General features: G+C 74.2%; 20 protein-coding genes. 3 read left to right on the top strand and 17 right to left on the bottom strand.

The genetic code is table 11. The features are described from left to right. Window positions 1–14 precede the first annotated feature (14 nt). From ACN267_RS02055 to mraZ, 15 genes are all read right to left on the bottom strand, one after another. Complete coding sequence (locus ACN267_RS02055) at window positions 15–320, bottom strand: YggT family protein (protein ID WP_088643046.1); 306 nt, start codon at window positions 318–320, stop codon at window positions 15–17. Between the two features lie 28 nt (window positions 321–348). Next, entirely contained in the window at window positions 349–1,047 is a 699-nt protein-coding gene (locus tag ACN267_RS02050; RefSeq protein WP_204959268.1) for a cell division protein SepF, read from the bottom strand. 190 nt (window positions 1,048–1,237) lie between these two features. Next, window positions 1,238–1,984 carry a YggS family pyridoxal phosphate-dependent enzyme gene (locus tag ACN267_RS02045; RefSeq protein ID WP_204959269.1) on the bottom strand — a complete coding sequence of 249 codons (747 nt, stop codon included), beginning with the start codon at window positions 1,982–1,984 and terminating at the stop codon, window positions 1,238–1,240. Window positions 1,985–2,072: 88 nt separating this feature from the next. Beyond that, a complete protein-coding gene (ftsZ, locus tag ACN267_RS02040; protein WP_204959270.1) occupies window positions 2,073–3,188 on the bottom strand; it encodes a cell division protein FtsZ in 1,116 nt (371 codons plus the stop codon). A gap of 240 nt (window positions 3,189–3,428) precedes the next feature. Then, window positions 3,429–4,253 carry a cell division protein FtsQ/DivIB gene (locus ACN267_RS02035; RefSeq protein WP_204959271.1) on the bottom strand — a complete coding sequence of 275 codons (825 nt, stop codon included), beginning with the start codon at window positions 4,251–4,253 and terminating at the stop codon, window positions 3,429–3,431. Further along, window positions 4,250–5,722, bottom strand: coding sequence for a UDP-N-acetylmuramate--L-alanine ligase (gene murC / locus ACN267_RS02030; protein WP_204959272.1), 1,473 nt, complete (start codon window positions 5,720–5,722; stop codon window positions 4,250–4,252). The genes ACN267_RS02035 and murC overlap by 4 nt, the downstream gene beginning before the upstream one ends. A 31-nt stretch (window positions 5,723–5,753) precedes the next feature. After that, entirely contained in the window at window positions 5,754–6,860 is a 1,107-nt protein-coding gene (murG, locus tag ACN267_RS02025; RefSeq protein WP_204959273.1) for an undecaprenyldiphospho-muramoylpentapeptide beta-N-acetylglucosaminyltransferase, read from the bottom strand. Then, window positions 6,860–8,266 (bottom strand): FtsW/RodA/SpoVE family cell cycle protein, encoded by a 1,407-nt coding sequence (locus ACN267_RS02020; protein WP_204959632.1) that lies wholly within the window; start codon window positions 8,264–8,266, stop codon window positions 6,860–6,862. The genes murG and ACN267_RS02020 overlap by 1 nt, the downstream gene beginning before the upstream one ends. Before the next feature lie 241 nt (window positions 8,267–8,507). Further along, window positions 8,508–9,644, bottom strand: a complete 1,137-nt coding sequence (gene mraY, locus ACN267_RS02015; RefSeq protein WP_204959274.1) for a phospho-N-acetylmuramoyl-pentapeptide-transferase — start codon at window positions 9,642–9,644, stop codon at window positions 8,508–8,510. Then, a complete protein-coding gene (locus tag ACN267_RS02010) occupies window positions 9,641–11,053 on the bottom strand; it encodes a UDP-N-acetylmuramoyl-tripeptide--D-alanyl-D-alanine ligase (RefSeq protein WP_421487784.1) in 1,413 nt (470 codons plus the stop codon). The genes mraY and ACN267_RS02010 overlap by 4 nt, the downstream gene beginning before the upstream one ends. Continuing rightward, entirely contained in the window at window positions 11,050–12,612 is a 1,563-nt protein-coding gene (locus tag ACN267_RS02005) for a UDP-N-acetylmuramoyl-L-alanyl-D-glutamate--2,6-diaminopimelate ligase (protein WP_421487783.1), read from the bottom strand. The genes ACN267_RS02010 and ACN267_RS02005 overlap by 4 nt, the downstream gene beginning before the upstream one ends. Before the next feature lie 52 nt (window positions 12,613–12,664). Further along, entirely contained in the window at window positions 12,665–14,659 is a 1,995-nt protein-coding gene (locus ACN267_RS02000) for a peptidoglycan D,D-transpeptidase FtsI family protein (protein ID WP_421490373.1), read from the bottom strand. A gap of 374 nt (window positions 14,660–15,033) precedes the next feature. Further along, complete coding sequence (locus tag ACN267_RS01995) at window positions 15,034–15,633, bottom strand: hypothetical protein (protein ID WP_204959278.1); 600 nt, start codon at window positions 15,631–15,633, stop codon at window positions 15,034–15,036. Continuing rightward, window positions 15,630–16,739 (bottom strand): 16S rRNA (cytosine(1402)-N(4))-methyltransferase RsmH, encoded by a 1,110-nt coding sequence (rsmH, locus tag ACN267_RS01990; protein WP_421487782.1) that lies wholly within the window; start codon window positions 16,737–16,739, stop codon window positions 15,630–15,632. Before rsmH ends, ACN267_RS01995 begins: the two co-directional genes overlap by 4 nt. Window positions 16,740–16,947: 208 nt before the next feature. Continuing rightward, window positions 16,948–17,379: a division/cell wall cluster transcriptional repressor MraZ gene (gene mraZ, locus ACN267_RS01985; protein WP_088643033.1), complete on the bottom strand. Its 432-nt coding sequence runs from the start codon at window positions 17,377–17,379 to the stop codon at window positions 16,948–16,950. A 354-nt stretch (window positions 17,380–17,733) separates the two neighbouring features. Between mraZ and ACN267_RS01980 the strand changes: the two genes are divergently transcribed. From ACN267_RS01980 to ACN267_RS01970, 3 genes are read left to right on the top strand one after another with little or no spacing between them, the layout of a single operon-like run. Next, window positions 17,734–18,981, top strand: coding sequence for a MurT ligase domain-containing protein (locus tag ACN267_RS01980; RefSeq protein WP_421490372.1), 1,248 nt, complete (start codon window positions 17,734–17,736; stop codon window positions 18,979–18,981). Next, entirely contained in the window at window positions 18,971–19,693 is a 723-nt protein-coding gene (locus ACN267_RS01975; protein ID WP_145920988.1) for a type 1 glutamine amidotransferase, read from the top strand. Before ACN267_RS01980 ends, ACN267_RS01975 begins: the two co-directional genes overlap by 11 nt. Before the next feature lie 16 nt (window positions 19,694–19,709). Further along, complete coding sequence (locus tag ACN267_RS01970) at window positions 19,710–20,393, top strand: TVP38/TMEM64 family protein (RefSeq protein WP_421487781.1); 684 nt, start codon at window positions 19,710–19,712, stop codon at window positions 20,391–20,393. Between the two features lie 71 nt (window positions 20,394–20,464). On the opposite strand, the gene ACN267_RS01965 is transcribed toward ACN267_RS01970, so the two are convergent. Both ACN267_RS01965 and ACN267_RS01960 read right to left on the bottom strand, forming a co-directional pair. After that, on the bottom strand, window positions 20,465–21,151 hold the full coding sequence (locus ACN267_RS01965; protein ID WP_421487780.1) for a response regulator: 687 nt from the start codon (window positions 21,149–21,151) through the stop codon (window positions 20,465–20,467). Then, window positions 21,148–22,368: a sensor histidine kinase gene (locus ACN267_RS01960; RefSeq protein ID WP_421487779.1), complete on the bottom strand. Its 1,221-nt coding sequence runs from the start codon at window positions 22,366–22,368 to the stop codon at window positions 21,148–21,150. Before ACN267_RS01960 ends, ACN267_RS01965 begins: the two co-directional genes overlap by 4 nt. Window positions 22,369–22,407: the final 39 nt, after the last annotated feature.

The following is a 22,407-nucleotide window of genomic DNA, read 5'->3' as shown; positions in this document are numbered from 1 at the left end:
AAAGCGCGCGCTGGTCAGGAGAAGTTCCTGATCAGCGGATCTAACACAAACCTCATCAGCACGAACAGGATAACCAGGAGCACAAGGGAGGCCAGGTCGATGCTCACGGTACCAATTCGCAGTGGGGGGATCACCCGCCTCAACGCCTTGAGAGGCGGATCAGTGACGCTCCACACGGACTCAAGTCCGGCGGACGCGCCACGCCCCGGTTGCCACCGACGACCGTACTGGAGGACGGCACCGAGAACGAATCGGGCCAACAGCACGATAAGAAAGACGTACAAGATCAGGTAGAGCAGCTGGAACATGATCGACAACACGGCAGCGACGTCCCTCGGTCGGGTGGACTTAGCTCAGGGAGAAAAAGCCGCCCTCAGCGATCTTGGCTTTGTCCTCCGCGGTGACCTGGACGTTGGCCGGTGAGAGCAGGAACACCCGGTTGGTCACGCGCTCGATCGTACCGCGCAGCCCGAACGCCAGCCCGGCGGCGAAGTCCACCAGCCGGCGGGCGTCGGCCTCGTCCATCTCGGTGAGGTTGATGATCACCGGGACGCCGTCGCGGAAGTGCTCGCCGATGGTCCGCGCCTCGCGGTAGGTGGTCGGGTGCAGGGTGGTGATCTGGTAGCGCTGCTCCTCCTCGGCCACCACCGGCCGCTCCCGGGGCGACGCCTGCGGCGCCAGCGCCAGATTGTCCCGGGTGTGGTAGCTCAGCGCGCCCGAGGTGTCCGTGCCACCCGACCGGGTGATCGACCGGACGCTGGCCCGCTCCGGACGCTCGGGGCGCTCCGGACGCTCGTCGTCGGCCCGGTCGGCCTCGGCGAGCCGGCTCGACCGGTCCGTCAGCCGACCCCGGTCACCGAGGCGCGGACGCGGTGCCGGCGGCTCCTCCGCGTCGTCCTCGTCGTCGTCGGCGAACTCCTCGGCGTACCGGCTCGACCGGTACCGCGACTCGCGGTAGCCGGGCTTGTCGTAGCCCTCGTCGTAGCCCCGCTCGTCGTCCTCCTCGACGAGACCGAGCCAGACCCCCGCCTTGCGCAGTGCACCCATCCCGCGCCCTTCCGTCCGCCGTGCGGCACGCACCCCCGTGCCGTGTCGCCATGATCGCGAGTGGAATCCATGCCCACCGGATCAGAGCGGCAATCCCCGACTGGCGATTCGCGGCTCGCCCGTCGTGGCCCCCGACCGGGGGCGCCACCCCTGAACAACACTGATGTAATTTGCTTCTACCGCGGTCAGGCTACCGCAGCGTGGAACGCATTCCGAGCAACGCGCTGCCGACGCGGACATGTGTCGCGCCGTACCCGATGGCCGCTTCCAGGTCGCCGCTCATCCCGGCGGAGAGCACGGTGGCCGTCGGATACCCGACCCGGAAGGCCGCCGCCACCTCGGCCAGCCGGGCGAACGCCCGCTCCGGTTCCCAGCCCAGCGGCGCCACCGCCATCAGCCCCGCCAGCCGCAACGCCTCCGCGCCGGCCAGCGCCTCGGCCACCGGGCGCAGCCCCCGCTCGGGGTCGGCCGCCTCCGGCAGGGCACCGCCACGCGCCGGGTCACCGTCCAGGCTGACCTGCACCAACGTCTGCAACGGACGGTCCCGTGCGGACTCGGCCGCGGTGGCCAGCGCGCGGGCCAGCCGGACACTGTCCACGGAGTGCACCACGTCGGCGTAGCGCACCACCGAGCGGGCCTTGTTGCGCTGCAACTGGCCGATGAAGTGCCAGCGGACGTCCGCGCCGGCCGCCGCCACCTCCGCCGCCTTCGGCGCGGCCTCCTGGTCCCGGTTCTCCCCCAGGTCGGTGACCCCGAGCCCGGCCAGCGCGACCGCGTCGCCGGCCGGGTACGTCTTGGTCACCGCGATCATCGTCACCCCGGCCGGGTCCCGGCCGGCGGCCGCGCAGGCGTCGGCGATCCGGGCCCGTACCGCGGCCAGCCCGGCCGCCAGCGCGGCGCGGCGGTCCGCACCCACCGGATCGGGTGCCGCCGTCATCGGCCGGGCCGCCCGGTCGGCGACGCGGTGACGCGACCAGCCGGGGACCCGCCCGACGGGGTGGCGTGGTTGTCCGTCATCGGCGGGCTCAGGAACCGTTCTTGAGGAAGTCGGGCACGTCGACGTCGTCGAAGAGCACCCGGCGCGGCGACTGCTGCGGCGGCGGCATGGCGGCCGGCGTGGTGACCGCCGGAGCCTGCGGGGTGGGCTGGTTCTGGTTGCTCTTGCGCGGCGACTCGGAGGCCTTGTACGCGGGCGTGCCGCCGTCGAAGCCGGCGGCGATCACGGTGACCCGCACCTCGTCGCCGAGCGCGTCGTCGATGACCGCACCGAAGATGATGTTGGCGTCCGGGTGGGCCGCGTCGGTGACCAGCTGCGCGGCGTCGTTGATCTCGAACAGGCCCAGGTCGGAGCCGCCGGCGATGGACAGCAGCACGCCCCGCGCGCCGTCCATGCTCTGCTCCAGCAGCGGGCTGGAGATGGCCGCCTCGGCCGCCTCGACCGCCCGGTTCTCGCCCCGGGCGCTGCCGATGCCCATCAGCGCGCTGCCCGCCCCGCTCATCACGCTCTTGACGTCGGCGAAGTCCAGGTTGATCAGGCCGGGCGTGGTGATCAGGTCGGTGATGCCCTGGACACCGGAGAGCAGCACCTGGTCGGCGGTGCGGAAGGCGTCCATCATGCTGATCCCCCGGTCGCCCAGCGCGAGCAACCTGTCGTTCGGGATGACGATCAGCGTGTCGCACTGGTTGCGCAGTTCGTCTATCCCCGCCTCGGCCTGCACCTGGCGGCGCTTGCCCTCGAAGGAGAACGGCCGGGTCACCACGCCGATGGTCAGCGCGCCGAGTTTACGGGCGATGTTGGCCACCACCGGCGCGCCGCCGGTGCCCGTGCCACCGCCCTCGCCGCAGGTGACGAAGACCATGTCGGCGCCCTTGAGCACCTCCTCGATCTCGTCGCGGTGGTCCTCGGCGGCGTTCTTGCCGACGTCGGGGTTGGCGCCCGCGCCGAGCCCCCGGGTCAGCTCCCGGCCGACGTCGAGCTTGACGTCGGCGTCACTCATCAACAACGCCTGCGCGTCGGTGTTGATCGCGATGAACTCGACGCCCTTGAGCCCAACCTCGATCATGCGGTTGACGGCGTTGACGCCGCCGCCGCCGATGCCGACGACCTTGATGACCGCCAGGTAGTTGTGCGGAGGTGTCATCTCCGGTCCTTTCCCTTCGAGATTGGCTCGCAGCGCCCCGGTACGGCGTGGCCCCGACCGGTGGTCGACGAGCTGTCACCAGCGAGGATCAGCGGTGAACCCTAACCCTCTACTAGAGGCTTACAGTTATGTCAACCACTGATCCTCTTCGGGGCAACGTAAGCGCCCCCACGCCGAGAGCCAAGGACCTCACCGGCGTGTCGCCGCCGGGAGCGTAACGACTCACGTTCGCTGCGGACCTCACCGGAAGGTGACCACGTCAGGCGCGCTCACGTCGATCGTGTCGGCCTTCCGACCGAGCAGCGCCGTGGCCACCCGCGCCTTGTCCTCGCCCCGGGTCGCGTCGCCCCACACCACCGTCCGCCCGTCGCGCAGCCTCAACCCGATCCGGGCCAGCCCCTCGACGCCCACCTCGACCAGCACGGCCCGCAACTGCGGGGTGAGCACGGCCAGCACCTGCAACGCCGCGCGGGTGCCCGGGTCGTCCGGCCCCGGCGTGGCCAACCGCACCAGCGGCAGCCCCTGCGGGGCGCGGGGCAGCTCGCGGAACACCACCCCGCTGGCGTCGAGCACCACGAACCGGTCGTCACGCGGCACCGCCGCCACCCCGGTGCGCTCCACCACCGTCACCACCAGGGTGTCCGGCCAGTCGCGGCGGACCGTGGCCCGCTCCACCGGGGGCAACCCGCCGATCCGCCGGGCCGTCGCCGCCAGGTCCACCCGGGCCAGCGGCACCCCGTCCGGCACCGCCGCCGCGTCGCGCACCTCGACCGGGGTGACCAGCCGGGCCCCCTCCACCCGGACCTCGCGCACCCCGAACAGGCCGGAGCCGAGCACCGTCCAGGCCGCCAGGGCGGCCAGGACCAACACCCCGGCCAGCACCGCCCAGGGCAGCGCGGCCCGCATCCGCCGCTGCCGGGCCCGCGCCATGAACCGCCTGGTGGACGGCGGGACGGCGTCGCTGCCGGCCCGCACCAGCTGCCAGCGCCGCGCCGGGCCACGTCGGGGGCCGCCGTCCGCGCCCGTGGCACGGCCGGTCCGGCCCCGGGCCGGGCCCGGACTCATCCGGCGGTGGAGGCCGTGCCGTCCCGGCCCGACACCGTCGCCGGCCCGGTCGCCCGTGCGGTCAGCGCGTCGAGCAGCTGGTCACCCAGCAGCGAGATCGGCGGAGCACCCATGGTCACCACCACGTCGCCGGGGCGGGCCCGGCGGGCCACCTCCACCGGCGCGTCGTCGAACGAGTCCACGAAGACCTTGTGCGCCGGGTCCAGCGCCACCGCCGCCAGCAACGCCGCCGACCCCTCGCCCGGCTGGCGCAGCTCACCGGGGCCGAAGACCTCCAGCAGCACCAGTTCGTCGGCGATGCCCAGGGCGGCGGCGATCTCCGCCTGGAGGTCGCGGGTGCGGTAGAGCCGGTACGGCTGGAAGACCACGATCAGCCGGCCGTCGCCGGCCACCTCGCGCAGCGTCTGCAGAGCCAGCGTCATCGAGGTCGGGTGGTAGGCGTACTCGTCGTAGACCAGCACCCCGTCCGCGACGCCCTTGCGCTCGAAGCGGCGGCGTACCCCGGGGAACGCGGCCAGCGCCGCCTCCGCCGCGGCCACCGGCAGGCCGAGCAGGTGGGCGGCGAGCACCGCCGCGGCGCTGTTGAGCCCCATGTGTCGCCCCGGCACCGGCAGCCGGATCTCGCCCAGCGACCGGCCGTCGAGCGCGGCCAGGTACCGCACCCCCTGGGCGGACGAGGCCATCCCGGACAGCCGCAGGTCGGCGTCGGCCGCCTCGCCGTACGTCCAGACCCGCCGGCCCTCGGCGCGCAGCGTCTCGGCCAGTCGCCGTCCGCCCGGGTCGTCGGCACAGGTGATGACGTACCCGGCCGGGTCGGTGAGCCTGGCGAACTCGGCGAAGGCCGCCTCCAGGGTCGCCAGGTCGCCGTAGGTGTTCAGGTGGTCGGCCTCGATGTTGGTGATGATCGACACGTACGGGCGGTAGATCAGGAACGACCTGTCGCTCTCGTCCGCCTCGACCACGAAGTGCTCGCCGGTGCCGTGGTGCGCCCCGGAGCCGACCTCGGAGATCTCCCCGCCGATGACGAAGGACGGGTCGACCCCGGCCTGCTGGAGCACCATGGTCACCATCGAGGTGGTGGTGGTCTTGCCGTGGGTGCCGGCCACCGCGACGGTCCGCCGGCCGGTCATCGCCGCGGCCAGCGCCTCGGAGCGGTGCAGCACCCGCAGCCCGCGCCGTCGTGCCTCGACCATCTCCAGGTGGTCCTGCGGAATGGCGGAGGAGTAGACGACGGTGTCCACCCCGTCGAGGTTGGCCGCCTCGTGGCTCATGTGGATGGTGCCGCCCAGTGCCCGCATCCCGGCCAGTGACGGCCACTCGCGCAGTTCGCTGCCGGAGACCGGCAGGCCCCGGGTGAGGAAGAGCCGGGCCAGGCCGCTCATGCCGACCCCGCCCACCCCGATCAGGTGGATCCGGCCCAGGTCCTCAGCGGTGAGCGTGCCGGCCGGGGTGAACTGCGCGGTGTTCATGCCAGGTACCTTCCCGTCGCGCTGGACCGGCTCACCGGGCCACCGCCTCGTAGACGAAGTTGAGCAGGGCCACGTCGCCGTCGCGTCGCCCGTACGCGGCGGCGGCGGCACCCATCGCGTACAGCCGCTGCGGGTCGCGCAGCAGGGGCAGCACGGTGCGCTCCAGCCAGGCCGGGGTCAGCTCGGCGTCGTCGACGAGCAGCCCGCCGCCGGCCTCCACCACGGGCAGCGCGTTGCGCTTCTGCTCCTGGTTGGAGTGCGGGTACGGCACGTAGATGGTGGGCAGCCCGATGGCGGCCACCTCGGCGCAGGTCATCGCCCCGCCCCGGGCCAGCATCAGGTCGGCGGCGGCGTAGCCCAGCTCCATCTCGGACAGGTAGGGCAGCGCCACGTACGGCACCGGCAGGTCGGTGGGGACCGGCACCGGCTCGTTGCGGGCACCCATCACGTGCAGCACCTGCACGCCGTTGCGGGCCAGTTCCTTGGCCGCGCCGGAGACCGCCAGGTTGATCGACCGGGCACCCTGCGAGCCACCGGCGACGAAGAGCACCGGCAGGTCGGGACGGAGTCCGAAGTGGGCGCGGGCGGCGGCCCGCATCGCGTTGCGGTCCAGCCCGGCGATGCCCCGACGCAGCGGCACCCCGACCACCCGGGCGTCGCGCAGCGCCTCGGCCTGGGCCGGCTGGTGCGGGAAACCGACGGCGATGTTCTTGGTGAACTTCATGCCGAGCCGGTTGGCCACCCCCGGGGGGACGTTCACCTCGTGGATGACGATCGGCATCTCCCGCCGCCACGCGGCCAGGTAGCCGGGGACGGAGACGTACCCGCCGAAGCCGACGACCACGTCGGCGGCGACCTCGTCGATCACCTTGCCGGCGGCGCGGGCCGCCTTCCACATCCGGTCCGGGGTGCGGACCAGCCCCATGTTGACCGAGCGGGGCAGCTGGTAGGCGGGGATCTGCCGCAGGTCGTAGCCGGCCGGCGGGATCAGCTCGTTCTCCAGGCCCTTGGGGGTGCCGAGGCAGGTGATCCGGACGCCCGGGTCGTGTCGGCGCAGGCAGTCGGCGAAGGCGAGCAGCGGGTAGATGTGCCCACCGGTGCCCCCTCCACAGAGCACCACCGAACGCAGCGGACCCATCAGCGTCTCCTCTCGCTCGCCGGCCCGCCCCGGGTCCGGTCCTGCCGGACGCCGCGCGGTACGGCCTGATCGTCGGGTCGCCGCCCGCGCGCCCGGGGTACGGACCCCGGGGCAGCCGGTGGCGACGCCGGTCGGCTCCGCGCACCGGGAAGCGGCGGCAACGGGGCCCAGACTAGTCGGACCCATCGGGCGGGCGGACGGGCGTGCAGGGCTCGGGCCGCGTCGGGTTCGGCGCGGGCGAAGGAGGCGAGCATGCCCACCGCGGCCAGGGTGACGACCAGGGCGCTGCCGCCGTCGGAGATGAACGGCAGCGGCACCCCGGTCAGCGGCAGCAGCTTGGTCACCCCACCGACGTTGATCACCGCCTGGCCGACCAGCCAGGCGGTGACGGCGGTGGCGGCGAGCCGGCGGAACGGGTCGGCGACCCGGCGGGCGATCCGCAGCCCGGTGTAGGCCAGCACGGCGAAGAGCACCAGGATGACGGTGCAGCCGACCACGCCCAGTTCCTCGGCGATGACGGCGAAGATGAAGTCGTTGTGGGCGGCCGGCAGCCAACCGAACTTGAGGCTGCCCTTGCCCAGCCCGACGCCGAACCAGCCGCCGTGCTCGATGGCGTTGCGGGCCTGGACCATCTGCCAGCAGGCGTCCTCGACACACTTGGCCGGGTCGGGCGTGTCGAGGAACGAGGTGAGCCGGGCCAGCCGGTAGTTCTCCTGCCCGCGTGCCCCGGAGCCGGCCCCGAGGGAGGCCACCGCGACGAGCAGGCCGACGCCGACCAGGCCGACGGCGGAGAGCGCGGCGAAGACCCGCAGCCGCACCCCGGCCGCCCAGAGCAGCCCGACCACGATCGCCAGCAGGCAGAGCATGCTGCCCAGGTCGTTGTAGCCGACCAGCACGAAGAGCAGGCCGACGACGGGGAACAGCGGGGTGGCCAACTCCTTCCACCAGCCGAGCGCGGCGCCCTTGCGGGCCACCACGTGCGCGCCCCACAGCACCAGCGCCAGCTTGGCCAGCTCGGCGGGCTGCACCTGGATCGGCCCGAGGTAGAGCCAGAGCAGGTTGGCCCGCAGCGGGCCGAGCGACGCCAGGCCGAACAGGGCGTTCAGGGCCACCAGCAGGTTGAGCACCAGCAGCAGCACCACGGCCCCGCCGAGCAGCGGCCGGCCCAGCGAGCGGAAGGTGGTGGCCGGCAGCCGTTGGCAGGCCCAGAACGCGACGATGCCGATCACCGCGAAGATGGCCTGCTTGGTCACCGAGGCGGCGGCGTCGCCGGCCTCGGCGTAGTCGCGCACGCTGGTGGCCGAGAAGACCATGGTCAGGCCGATCAGCAGCAGCAGGCCGGCGCTGGACAGCAGCAGGTAGTAGGAGGTCAACGGGCGGGCCAGCAGGCCGCGCAGCGCCGCCAGGCCGCCGGCCGGGCCCAGCCCGGACAGCCCGCCGGGCGGGTCGGCGGTACGCCCCGTGCCCGCGGCCCGCCGCGGCTGGGTCTGCGTCGTCGTCCCGGTGCTCGTGCCTAGGTCCTCCCCCACCCGCCCATCATCGCCGCTGCGGGCGGCCCGTTCCGGCCGTTCCCCCCGGTCGGCGTGTCGAAATACGAAACGGGGGGCCCTCCGGTGGGAGGGACCCCCGTCCGGCACGCCCGGCCGGTCAGCCCATGCTGGCCAGGAAGTCGCTGTAGAACAGGCCCAGCGCGATGGCCACCCCGATCCCCGCGATGATCCAGAACCTGACCACGATGTTGACCTCGCTCCAGCCGGCCAACTCGAAGTGGTGCTGGAGCGGGGACATCCGGAACACCCGCTTGCCGGTGGTCCGGAACGAGATGATCTGGATCACCACGGACATCGTGATGATCACGAAGAGCCCACCGAGGATCGGCAGCAGCAGCACCGTACGGGTGGACATCGCCATCCCGGCGATCAGCCCACCGAGACCCAGCGCGCCGGTGTCACCCATGAAGATCCGGGCCGGCGAGGTGTTCCACCACAGGAAGCCCACGCAGGCCCCGGCCGCCGCCCCGGCGATCAGCGCGATCTCCAGCGGGTCCCGGACGGCGTAGCAGTAGTTGTTCGGGTTGGCGGTGTACGTCGGGTCGGCGCACCAGTGCCGGTACTGCCAGAAAGCGATCAGCGCGTACGCCGCCAGCACCATCACCGAGGCACCGGTGGCCAGCCCGTCCAGCCCGTCGGTGAGGTTGACCCCATTGGTCGCCGCCATCACCACCATGATGATCACGACCACCGAGGCGATCTTGCCGATCTCCAACGCCGGGATGTCCCGGATGAAGCTCAGCGTGGTGCTGCCCACCGTCTCGGTGTTGGTCGTCGCGCCGCTGGCGTCGGTCATGCTGCTCGGGAAGTACAGCGCGACCACCCCGAAGACCGCGCCGACCAGGATCTGCCCGAACAGCTTTCCGCGCTTGTTGAGCCCGCCGCTGTGCCGCTTGCGCACCTTGAGGAAGTCGTCGATGAAGCCGACCGCGCCGGAGAAGACCATCAGCCCCAGCAGCACCAGGGCGGTGATGGTCGGCTCGACCTGGGCGATCTGGGCGTCCGGCAGGGTGGTCAGGGCGAGGTGGCCGGCGACGTACGCGATCACCGTGGCCAGGATGAACACCACGCCGCCCATCGTCGGCGTGCCCTTCTTGCCCTCGTTGCTGGCCAGCCCCAGGTTCGACCGGATCGGCTGGCCGGCCTTGAGCCGGGCGAACACCTTGATCGCCAGCGGGGTCGCCAGCAACGACACCAGGAACGCCACGCCGATGGCGACGATGACCGCCCTCACGCGGCACCCCCCGCGCCGGCACCGTCACCCGGGACGTCGGCCCGCAACGCGTCGGCGACCTCCCAGGTCCGGTACCGGGAGCCCTTCACCAGGACGACGTCGCCCGGTCGTAGCTCGCTGCGCAGCACCTCGACTGCCGCCGCCTGATCGGTGAGCAGCACCGACTCTCCTCCCCAGTCACTTACCGCTGTCGCGCCCTCGTGGATCGGCGCGGCCGGCTCACCCACCACGAGCAGCCGGTCGACACCGAGTTCGGCCGCGAGCCGGCCGACCTCCCGGTGCCCCTCGTCCTCGTACGCGCCCAGCTCGGCCATGTAGCCCAGCGCGGCGAACGTCCGCCCACCCCGGTGCATCCCGGCCAGCGCGCGCAGCGCCACCGCCGTCGAGGCCGGGTTGGCGTTGTACGAGTCGTCGATCACGGTCACCCCGTCGGGACGGGTGAAGACGTCCATCCGGCGGGTGGAGACCAGCCCCAGGTCGCACAGGGCCGCCGCCAGCTCGGCCAGCGGCATGCCCAGCTCCCGGGCGACCGCCGCCGCGGCGAGCGAGTTGGAGACCTGGTGCCGGCCGGTCAGGCCGAGCCGCACCGGGGCGGTCCCCTCCGGGGTGACCAGCGTGTAAGCCGGCCGGCCCTGCCCGTCCAGGGTGACGTCCACGGCGCGGACATCGGCGTCGGCCGACTCGCCGTAGCGCACCACCCGGGCGGCGGTGCGCGACGCCATCGCGGCGACCAGCGGGTCGTCGGCGTTGAGCACCGCCAGCCCGTCGGCCGGCAGCGCCTCCACCAGCTCCCCCTTGGCCAGGGCGATGTTCTCCACCGAGCCGAACTCGCCCAGGTGCGCCACCCCGACGTTGAGCACCACCGAGATCCGCGGCGGCACCACGTCGCAGAGGTAACGGACGTGCCCGACGCCCCGCGCGCCCTTCTCCATCACCAGGTACCGGGTCTGCCCGGTGGCCTGCAACGCCGTGTACGGGTGCCCCAGCTCGTTGTTGAACGATCCGGGCGGGGCGACCGTCGGGCCGAGCCGGACGGCGAGCTGCGCGATCAGGTCCTTGGTGGTGGTCTTGCCCGACGACCCGGTCAGCCCGATCACGGTGAGCGCCGGCAGCCGGTCCACCACGGCGCGGGCCAGCCGGCCCAGCGCGGCCAGCGCGTCGTCCACCAGCACCATCGGCACCCCGGGCAGTTCCCGGGTGCCGAGCACCGCCACCGCGCCCTCGGCGACGGCACCGGCGGCGTAGTCGTGCCCGTCGACCCGCTCGCCGGGGAACGCGACGAACAGCGCACCGGCGGCGACCCGGCGGGAGTCGAACTCGACCGGGCCGGTGACCCTGGTGTCGGGGTCGGCGGCGTGCAGCCGGCCGCCGACCGCCGCGGCCACCTCGGCCAGGCTCAGCGGGATCACCGCTGACCCGCCAGGTCGCCGAAGCGGACGCGCAGCGCTTCCGCCAGCTCGGTCCGGTCGTCGAACGGGTGCACCTCGCCGGCGATCTCCTGACCGCGTTCGTGTCCCTTGCCGAGCAGCGCCACCACGTCACCCGGCCCGGCCAGCCGGACCGCCTCGGCGATCGCCTCCCGCCGGCCCGGCACCTCGACGATCCGGGCGGCGGCGTCGGCCCCGTACGCCCCGGCCAGCACCTCGGCCCGGATCGTCGCCGGGTCCTCGGTGCGCGGGTTGTCGTCGGTCACCAGCACCACGTCGGCGCCCCGGGCGGCGGCGGCACCCATCGCCGGGCGCTTGCCCCGGTCCCGGTCGCCACCGGCGCCGATGACGCAGATCAGCCGGCCGGTGCCCGAGTCCCGCAGCGCGGCCAGGGCGGCCACCACGGCGTCGGTCTTGTGCGCGTAGTCGACCACGCCGCGCACCGGGGCGTCCCCGCTGACCAGTTCCAGCCGGCCGGGCACCCCGCCGCAGGCGGTCACCCCGGCGGCGGCGGTGGTCGGGTCGACCCCGGCGGCGACCAGGCAGGCGATCGCGAGCAGCGCGTTGGCCACGTTGTGCCGGCCGGGCAGCGCCACCCCGGCGGGCAGGACCAGGTCGTCCGGGCCGTGCGCGGTGAACCGCTGGGCAAAACCCTCGCCGCCGACCCGGTCGGCCCACCAGGTGGCGGTCGGGTCGCCGGCCGCCGAGTAGCTGACCGTGGCCGGCCGGTACAGCGGGCGCAGCGCCGGGTCGTCGTGGTTGAGCACCTCGACCCGGCAGCGCCCGTCGAACAGCTTCGCCTTCGCCGCGAAGTAGTCGGCCGAGTCGGCGTGGAAGTCGAGGTGGTCGGAGCCGAAGTTGGTGTAGCCGCCGACGGTGAACCGGACCCCGCCGACCCGGCCCATCGCCAGGGCGTGGCTGGACACCTCCATGACCACCGCGGTCACCCCGCGCTCGCGCGCGGCGGCGAGCAGGGCATGCAGGTCGGTGGCCTCCGGGGTGGTCCGGACGCTGTCGGTCACCAGGTCGCCCAGCCGGGTCTCCACGGTGCCGATCAGGCCGGTGACGTGGCCGGCGGCGCGCAACCCGGACTCGATCAGGTAGGCCGTCGAGGTCTTGCCGGCGGTGCCGGTCACCCCGATCACGGTGAGTCCGTCGGTGGGGTCGCCGTAGACGGCGGCGGCCAGCTCGCCGAGCACCGCCCGGGGGTCGGGCGTCACCAGGACGGGCAGCCCGGTCGCGCCGGCCGTCGCCGCGCCGGCCGGGTCGGTCAGCACGGCCACCGCGCCGGCCGTGGCGGCGGCGGCGGCGAACTGGGCGCCGTGCCGGTGGGCGCCGGGCAACGCGGCGTACAGGTCGCCGGGGCGGACCTCCTGGCTGGCGTGGGTCACCCCGGTCACGACCAGCGCGACGGCGTCGGCCGCGGGCGTCACGGCGAGCCGGTCGGCGAGGTCGCCGAGCCGGACTCCGGGCACGGTACGGGGGCGTGGATTGCCGGGCACGGCGTCAGACCCTACCCGGTCGTCCGGTTCCGGCCGCACAGCCGCCCCGGTGGTTCGTCGGCACTCACCGATGATGTCCCGCCGTTCCCGGTCAGCGCGGAAAGACCTCGAAGTTGGGGGATTTCCCGCGCGACGGCGGGACCCGGTAGTGACGCAGCGTGAAGCCCATCATCTCGCGGAACGCCGGGGCGACGACCGCGCCGCCACCGCCCTCGGGGTTCCACACGAAGACCGCCACCACGTACCGGGGGGCCTCGGCGGGGGCCATCCCGATGAACGAGCCGACCTCGCCGGGTTGCTGCTTGCCGTCGAGGTAGCGCAGCCCGGTGCCGGTCTTGCCGGCGATCCGGTAGCCGGGCACGGCGGCGGCCAGGCCGGTCGCGCCGTCGACCGTGGTAACCGCCTCCAGCAGGGTACGCAGCGCGGCGGCGTTGCCCGGGCTGAGCACCGAACGGGTGACCGGGGCGGCGGCCGGGGTACGCCTGCCGTCCGCCCCGACCACCTCCTTGATCAGGTGGGGCTGGACGTAGGTGCCGTCGTTGGCGATGGTGGCGTACGCGGCGGCCATCTGCAGCGGGGTGGCGTCGACGCTGTGCCCGATCGGCACCGAGCCGTACGACGAGCCGCTCCACCGGTCGGCCGGGAGCAGCCGCCCGGACGCCTCGCCGGGCATTCCCTCGCCGGTGGGCTGCCCCAGCCCGAACCGCTTCTGGTAGTCGATCAGCCGGTCGGGGCCGAGCCGGTCGCCGATCTCGATGGTGCCGACGTTCGACGAGTAGGCGAGCATCCCGGCCACGCTCAGCTTCTTGCCGTCGGCGGGGTGGGTGTCGCGGAAGGTGACGTCGCCCCGGGTGATGGTGTTGGCGACCGGCCAGGCGCTGTCCGGGGTGATGACGCCCTCCTGCAGGGCCGCGCCGTAGGTGATCGCCTTGTGCACCGACCCGGGGTCGACCACGAAGCTGGTCGCGGCGTCCTCCCGGTCGGTGGGTCGGCTCTGCTCCGGCGACGCCGCGTTGTAGGTCGGGTTGCTCGCCTGGGCCAGCACCTCGCCGGTTCTGACGTCGAGCACCACCGCCGCGCCGATCGCGCCCCGGGTCTGCGCCATCTGCCGGCTGAGGATCTGCTGCACCTGGAACTGGAGGTCCCGGTCGATGGTGAGCACCAGCGAGCTGCCCGGCTTGGGTTCGGTGGTCTGGCTGTAGCCGCCGGGGATGGGCGCGTTGAGGTCACCGAGGCCGGCCTCGTACACCCGGCGGCCGTCCTGCCCGCGCAGCACGTCGTCGTAGCGGGCCTCCAGGCCCTCCAGGCCGTCCATGTCCTGGCTGGTGAAGCCGACCAGGTTGGCGGCCAGGTCACCGCCGGGCACCTCGCGGCGTTCGTCTCGGTGGGTGCCGATGCCGGCCAGGTCGAGGGCCTCGATCTGCTTGGCCCGGGCGACGTCGACGCCCCGGGCCAGGTAGCGGAACTGGAGGCCGCCCTGGCGTTTCATCTTCTCGGCCAGTTCGGAGACCGGGAGGCCGAGCAGCGGGGAGAGCAGCTTCGCGGTCTCCGTGCGGTCCTTGACCATGGTGGGGTCGGCGAAGACGTACCGTGCCTCGACGCTGCGGGCCAGCGGTGCGCCGGTGCGGTCCTCGATCGACCCGCGCGGGGCCAGCAGGTCGACCCGGGTGAGCCGGCCGCTGACGCCGCCGCCGGCATACGCCGGGGTGTCCACGGCCTGGAGGACGACCAGCCGGATGCCGATCACCGCGAACATCGCCAGCACCAGCACGGTGCCCAGCCGCAGCCGGCGACGCGGCTCGGCGAGCTTCGGCGGGCGGCGCGGCTTGCGCACCGGCCGTCGCCCGGCCGGCCGGTCGGTACGCCGGGGCGCCTCGGTCCGGCGCGGGGCGCCCCGGCCGGGGGTGTCGGTACGGCGGCCGGGGCGGCGGCGGGGCGTGGGCGGCTCGGCGAACTCGTCGTCGTCGGGGGCGGCCCTCGGCGGCACGGTCCGGATGACGGCGGTGCGCCCGGTCGGGGCGGCCTCCCGCCGGCCGGCCCGGTTGGCGGCGGCCCGACCGGGGGCGGCCCGGCCACCGTCGAGCACCTGCAGGGCGGGGCGGAACGGGTCGCCGGAGCGGCCGGCCCGGGGGGTACGCCGCTGTCCGCCCCGGTCCTCGCTGCTCTCCCGGATGGTCCGGCCCCGGGGGGTGTACGCCCGTGCGTCGGAGATCCCCCCGACGTCCCCGGTCCGGGGCTGCCCGGTGCGGGGCTCACCGGCGCGGCCCTGTCCCCGGGGCTCACCGGCGCGGGGTCCGGCGGCCGGGGGTTCCCCGCCGCGCGGCTCGGGGGTGCGTGGTTCCGGGGTGCGTGGTTCCGGCGTCCGGGGCCCGCCGTCCCGGCCGGCCCCGCCACGAACCGATCCGCGCCGGGAGCCCGTGGGGTCCCGGCGCGGATCGTCGGATCTCGGTGGCACGGGCCTTACCCCCCGTTGCCCTGCTGGCTGGTGATCGCCGGCTGCCCGTCGGCCGGCTGCGGGACGCCGATCAGCCGACCGTCCGGCAGCCGGATGTACGCCGGTTCGCCGGCCTCGACCAGGCCCAGCTTGCGGGCCTCCGCGGTCAGGTTGCCCGGCTCCTTGGCCTCCTCGATCTCCTTCTCCAGTTGCTGCTGGTCGACGTCGAGGCGGGCCTGCTGCTGCTGGAGCTGCTGGAGCTTGAACGCATTCTCGTTGATCTTGGTGTTGACCGCGAGGATGCCCAGCACCCCGCCGACGACCAGCACCACGATCAGCGCCGCGAACGGGGCCCGGGGCACCCGGACCGGCGGCGGCGGCGCCACCCGCAGCCGGGGCGACCCGGCGGCGGTGGCGGTACGGGTGGCCGGCTGCTCCGCCGGCCGCAACGCGGCACTGCCCTGGGTGGGGAACTCGCGCGCCCCCCGGCGCGTCTCCCCCGCTCGACCGGCGAGGTCCGCCGGCGTCGTGGTACGGGTCGTGCGCTGCGCCGTGGTCCGGCCCCCCGACCGCGGTGCGCGCTGCCCGACGACCGCGTCGCGGCCGTCACGCTTGTTGACGTTCATGTCCCCTCCCCCTGTTCGTCCGTCCTGCCGTCCCCCGGAGTCGACTCCAGGTCCACCGTGGAACCCCGCGTCGACCCCGTGCCCGGTTGGTGCATCGCCCTGACCCGTCGGCCGGACCGTTCGCGGTCGGTCCGCCCCTGCTGCCCGGTGGCCGGGTCGAGTCGCTCCGCCGCCCGCAGCCGCACGGACGCGGCCCGCGGGTTCGCGGCGACCTCGGCCTCCCCGGCCAGTTCGGCACCCCGGCTGAGCAGCCGGAACGTCGGACCCGACCCGGGGAGTTCCACCGGGAGGTCGACCGGGCCCTTACTGCGGACCCGGTCGGCGAGCGCCTGCTTGGTGAGCCGGTCCTCCAGCGAGTGGTAGGACAGGACCACCAGGCGACCGCCCACGTGGAGCTTGTCGAGGGCAGCCGGCAGCGCCGTCTCCAGCACCGCCAGTTCCCTGTTTACCTCGATCCGTAAAGCCTGAAACGTTCTCTTGGCCGGGTGTCCCCCGGTTCGTCGCGCTGGTGCCGGAATGCTCTCCCTGACCAGCTCCGCCAGCCGGGCCGAGGAGGTGATCCGGCCCCGCTCCCGCTCCCGCAGGATCGCCGAGGCGATCCGGCCGGCGAACTTCTCCTCGCCGTAGACCCGCAGCACCCGGGCCAGGTCCGGGTGGGAGTAGCTGTTGACCACCTCCTCGGCGGTCACCCCCCGGGTCTGGTCCATCCGCATGTCCAGCGGCGCGTCCTGGGCGTAGGCGAACCCGCGGTCGGGCGCGTCGAGTTGCAACGACGAGACGCCCAGGTCGAACAGCACCGAGTCGACGCCCGGATAGCCCAGCCGCGCCACCACCTCGGGCAGCTCGTCGTAGACGGCGTGCTCCAGGTGGATCCGGTCGGCGAACCGGGCCAGCCGGACCCGGGCGTGCGCCAGGGCCTCGGTGTCCCGGTCCAGGCCGATCAGCACCGTGTGCGGATGCCGTTGCAGCACCGCCTCGGCGTGACCGGCCAACCCCAGCGTGGCATCGACGTGGACCGTACGGCCGCCCCGGTCCAGCGCGGGGGCCAGCAGCTCGAGACACCGCTCAAGCAGCACCGGCACGTGCGTGCCGCGAAGCTCCCCCATGTCGACCCCCACTGTGGAATACGTCTCGTCGTGTCGCGCTCTGCTCGTCGGACGACGCCGTGCCGTCGTACCGCCAGATCCCCATCCGCTCCCGCCCCGGCCCCGGGCCGTCGCCCGGGGTGGAGATCGTGCCCCTGGCACCGGGGAAGGGGCGCCAGGAACTCGAAAGCGGCTGGAGATCTCGCAGTACGTCGGGCGTCGCCGCGCCCTACAGACCGCCGGGCAGCACCCCCTCCTCGATGTCGGCGAAGTCGTCTTCGCTGTCGGCGAGGTAGCTCTCCCAGGCCGTCCGGTCCCAGATCTCCACCCGGGTGGACGCCCCGATCACCACCAGATCCCGGTCGAGCGCGGCGTAGGACCGCAGGTGGGACGGGATGGTGACCCGGCCCTGCTTGTCGGGGACCTCGTCGTGCGCGCTGGCGAAGAAGACCCGGCTGTAGGCCCGGGCCGCCTTGTTCGTCATCGGCTGCGCGCGCAACTGGTCGGCGATCCGTTGGAACTCGGGCGTGGGGAAGACGTAGAGGCAGCGATCCTGCCCTTTGGTGATCACGACACCCCCCGCCAGCTCGTCCCGGAATTTGGCCGGAAGGATCAAACGGCCCTTTTCGTCCAGGCGCGGAGTGTGGGTGCCGAGGAACATCGGCCCAACCCCCTTGCCCTGAGCGGCGTTCGCGGCGCCGCTGACCCCCTGGGCCGGTGGGCCCTCCCGGCCTCACCATCGCGCCCCACTCTACTCCACTTCCCTCCACCTGCAACCAGAATCGCCGCCCCGGCGCGTCGCCGCCGAGGCTAAAACCGCACGTCAGAGCCGGTGGAGCGGAGTGGAGGGGCACGCCGGGCCGCAGCCGCGTCCGCTACCCGACATAGATCGACTCCATCCGGTGGAGCGTCCGCCGACCGGACGCCCGTCCCGCCCCGACCGAACGGTTCGCCGTCGGCGGCGATCTGGCGGGCGCGGGGGTCCGGTAACCTCGCTCGCGTGACGGACGCGAAGATGCCCCTGCGGGCGAAGGTGGCCAGCTCCGTGTCGAGGACCGCCGCGGCGCTGTCCCGCGCCGCCGGCCGGGGCGACGGCTCGGTGATCGGTGGATGGATCGGGCTGAAGATCGACCCGGACCTGCTGGCCCACCTCTCGGCCGGACGCGCCATCGCGCTGGTGTCCGGCACCAACGGCAAGACCACCACCACCCGGCTCTGCGCCGCCGCCGTCGGCGTGCTCGGCCGGGTCGCGACCAACTCGTTCGGCGCCAACATGCCCACCGGGCACACCTCGGCGCTGGCCAAGGCCGGCAGCACCCCGTACGCGGTGCTGGAGGTCGACGAGCACTACCTCGCGCAGGTGCTGGAGGCCACCGAGCCGCACGTGGTGGCCCTGCTCAACCTCTCCCGCGACCAGCTCGACCGGGCCAAGGAGGTCGCCATGATGGCGCAGCTCTGGCGCGCGGCACTGGTCCGGCACACCGACGTGCGGGTGGTGGCCAACGCCGACGACCCGATGGTGGTCTGGGCGGCCACCCCGCCCGCCGACCCGGCGCAGGGCGTCCGCCCGCCGCACGTCACCTGGTTCAGCGCCGGTCAGCGCTGGCACGACGACTCCTGGGTCTGCCCCGAGTGCGGCTCCACCATCCAGCGCTCCGGCGAGCAGTGGTGGTGCACCGGCTGCCCGCTGCGCCGCCCGGACGCCCAGTGGACGGTGGAGGACGACGGCGTGCTCGACCCCACCGGGGCCTGGCACAAGGTGACCCTCCAGCTCCCCGGCAAGGTCAACCTCGGCAACGCCGCCACCGCGCTGGCCGTCGCCGCCGAGTTCGGGGTACGCCCCGTCGACGCCGTCTCCCGGCTGCACACGGTCACCTCGGTCGCCGGCCGGTACGCCCAGGTCGACCGGGACGGGCGCAACATCCGGCTGCTGCTGGCCAAGAACCCGGCCAGCTGGCTGGAGGCGTTCGACATGGCCGACGAGGCGCCCACCCTGCTGTCCATCAACGCCCGTGACCCCGACGGGCTGGACACCTCCTGGCTGTTCGACGTCGACTTCGCCCCGCTGCGCGGCCGGCAGGTGCTGATCACCGGCGACCGCGCGTACGACCTGGCGGTCCGGCTCGACGTCAACGGGGTGCCGTTCCAGCACGTCCGGGCGTTCGGCGAGGCGGTCCGGGCGGTCCCGCCGGGCCGGCTGGAGGTCATCGCGAACTACACCGCCTTCCAGGACATCCGAGCGGAGTTGGACCGTGTCAACTGAGAGCCTGCGTATCGTCTGGATCTACCCCGACCTGCTCTCCACCTACGGCGACCGGGGCAACCTGCTGATCCTGGCCCGCCGGGCGCAGCAGCGCGGGATGCCGGTCGAGGTGCTGGAGGTCCGCTCCGACCAGCGGCTGCCCGCCACCGCCGACATCTACCTGCTCGGCGGCGGCGAGGACGGCCCGCAGGCGCTCGGCGCGCAGCGGCTGCTCGCCGACGGCGGCCTGCACCGGGCCGTCGCCCAGGGCTCGGTGGTCTTCGGCGTCTGCGCCGGCTACCAGCTCCTCGGCACCTCCTTCTTCGCCAAGGGCACCCGGTGCGCCGGGCTGGAGCTGCTCGACCTCTCCTCCGACCGGGGTCCGACCCGGGCGGTCGGCGAGCTGGCCGGCGAGATCGACCCCCGGCTGGGCGTGCCGCCGCTGTCCGGGTTCGAGAACCACGGCGGCCGGACCCACCTCGGCCCCGGCGTGTCGCCGCTGGCCCGGGTCAGTGCCGGGGTCGGCAACGACGGCGTCACCGAGGGCGCGTGGCGGGGCAAGCTGCTCGGCACCTATTCGCACGGGCCGGCGCTGGCCCGCAACCCCGCCCTGGCCGACCTGCTGCTGCGCTGGGCCACCGGCGCGCACCAGCTCCCGCCGCTGGACGACACCTGGGCCGAGCGGCTGCGCACCGAACGCCGCGCCGCCGTGGCCGCCGCCGCCCGCCCGTGACGCCCGCCGCCCGCCCGTGACCGCCGCCGTCCGGCGGCTGCTGCGCCAGCCGTCGGCACGTCGGTTCGCCCTGCTGCTGGTCATGCTCGCGGGGTTCGTGGTGCTGCTGCTGGTCACGCCGCACCCGGACGTCGCCGAGCTGCCCCGGCTGGCCGACTCGCTCGGCGGGTACGCCCCGGTGCTGGGCGTGGTGGTCGGGGCGCTGCTGCTGGTGGCGCTGGTCCCCCGGACCTTCGTCACGCTCGCGGCGGGAGCGGTGTTCGGCGCGCTGGAGGGTGCGGCGTACGCGCTCGGCGCGGCACTGCTGGCGGCCGCGCTCGGCTTCGCCGTCGGCCGGGTGCTGGGCCGGGAGTTCGTCGCCGAGCGGGTACGCGGTCGGCTGGCCCGGCTCGACGGCTGGTTCGCCCGGCAGAGCGTGCTCGGGGTGGTCACCGTACGGATGCTGCCGATCGCCGGATTCGGGCTGGTCAGCTACGGCTACGGCACCACCGGCGCGCGGGTGCTGCCGTTCCTGGTCGGCAGCGTGCTGGCCTCCGCCCCGACCGCCTTCGGCTACGCCGCCATCGGCGCGGCGGCCAGCTCCCCCGGCACCATCAACTGGTACGCCGCCGCCCCGGCGAGCCTCGGGCTGATCGCCAGCGCGGTGCTGGCGTACCAGTGGTGGCGGGCGGAGCGCCGACGCCGGCTCGACCCGGACTGACCCCCACCGGCGTCGGGGACCGGCGCTGACGCCGGACGGACCGGCCGGCGGCGTCCCGTCGCCCCGGCGGGTCAGCGACCCCGGTCCGCGTCCCGGTCGTCCCGGTGCGCGGGGTGGACCAGCCCGGCCTCGTAGGCGGCGATGACCAGGTGCACCCGGTCCCGTGCGCCGAGCTTGGTGAACAGCCGGGCCACGTGGGCCTTGGCGGTGGCCGCGCTGATGAACAGGTGCGCGGCGATCTCCGGGTTGGACAGTCCCCGACCGACCAGGGTCAGCACCTCGCGTTCCCGCCCGGTCACCCCGGGCAGGGGGCGTGGGTGGGCGGCCCGGTCGGGGCGGCGGGCGAACTCGGCGATCAGCCGGCGGGTCACCGCCGGGGCGATGAGGGCGTCACCGGCGGCGACCACCCGGACCGCGCCGAGGATGTCGTCCAGGGCCATGTCCTTGACCAGGAATCCGCTCGCCCCGGCACGCAGTGCGCCGTGCACGTGCGCGTCGTCGTCGAACGTGGTCAGCACCAGCACCCGGGACGGGCCGCCGGCGGCGGTGATCGCCCGGGTGGCGGCGATGCCGTCGGTCCCGGGCATCCGCAGGTCCATCAGCACCACGTCGGGCAGCACGTCCCGGGCCAGCCGGACCGCCTCCGCGCCGGTGCCGGCCTCACCGACCACCTCGATGTCGGGGGCGTCGGCGATCAGCACCCGCAGACCCGCGCGGACCAGCGGCTGGTCGTCGACGAGCAGCACCCGGATGCTCACCCGTCGGCCCCGGCGGGCAGCCGTCCGCCGTCGGCCGGCAGGCGGACGGCGACCCGGAAGCCGCCCTCCGGGCGCGGCCCGGCGGCGAACCGGCCGCCGAGCAGCGTCACCCGTTCCCGCATGCCGACGATCCCGTGTCCCGCACCCGCACCGTCAGCCGGAGTGCCCCGGCCCGCGTCGACCACCTCGACGCGCAGCCCGTCCGGCAGATAGCCGAGGGTGACCCGGCACTGGTCGACGCCCGCGTGCCGGACCACGTTCGTCAGTGCCTCCTGCACGATCCGGTAGGCGGCGAGGTCGACCTCCTCCGGCAGGGGTCGGGGCGGGCCCTCCCGGCGTACCGCCACCCGGACCCCCGCGTCGGCGGCGACGTCGACCAGCCGGTCCAGGTCCGCGACACCGGGCGGCGGGTCCAGCGCCGCCGCCTGCTGCGGGTGACGCAGCGCGCCGAGGGTACGCCGGAGACCGGTCAGCGTGTCCCGGCTGGTCCGCTCGATGGCGGCCAGCGCGGCGCGGGCCTCCCCTGGCTGGGTGTCGATGACCCGGGCACCGACACCCGCCTGGATGGCGATGACACCGATGCTGTGCGCCACCATGTCGTGCAGTTCCCGGGCGATCCGCAGCCGCTCCGCGGTGACCGCCTCGGCGGCCGCGAGCGTGCGCAGCTCCTCGGCGTGCCGACGGCGGGCCCGCGCCGCGCCGCCGGCCACCACGGCGGCGACCACCAGCAGGACCGAACTGGTGGCCCGGTCGACCGGGGCGGTGGCCGAGTTGACGAAACCCGCCGTGACCTGCAGCACCAGCACCACGGCGGCGGCGGGGACCGCGATCCGGCCCGGGAAACGTGCCGCGACCAGCCCCACCATCACATCGATGACGAGGAACTGCAGGTACCAGACGGCGGACAGGTAGCCGTCCTCCCAGGCGTTCGTCGCCACGGTCACCGTGCAGGCCCCGGCGAGTGCCAGCCCCAGCGCGAGCAGCGGGCGACGTCCCAGCAGGGCGGCGGGCAACAGCACCACCAGTACCGGCGCGAGATAGCGCAGCGGAATGCCCGGCACGCTCCCGTCGGGGGTGACCACCGGCAGGAGCGGGCCACCCGTGCCGACCGTCGACGCGAGCAGCACCACGGCCGGGAGCAGGCCCACCCCGGCCCAGACGAGGACCGTCCGCACCCGGTGGGCGACCGGGTGGGGACGGGCGGCGACGGCACGCATGGGCACACCGTAGCCACCTGGCGGTCGGGTGGTCATCCG

Source organism: Micromonospora sp. WMMD734, from assembly GCF_049178975.1.
GTDB classification, from domain to species: Bacteria; Actinomycetota; Actinomycetes; order Mycobacteriales; family Micromonosporaceae; genus Micromonospora; species Micromonospora wenchangensis.
Note: the sequence above shows the minus strand (reverse complement) of the source record. Positions and strands in the feature narration are given on the sequence as shown.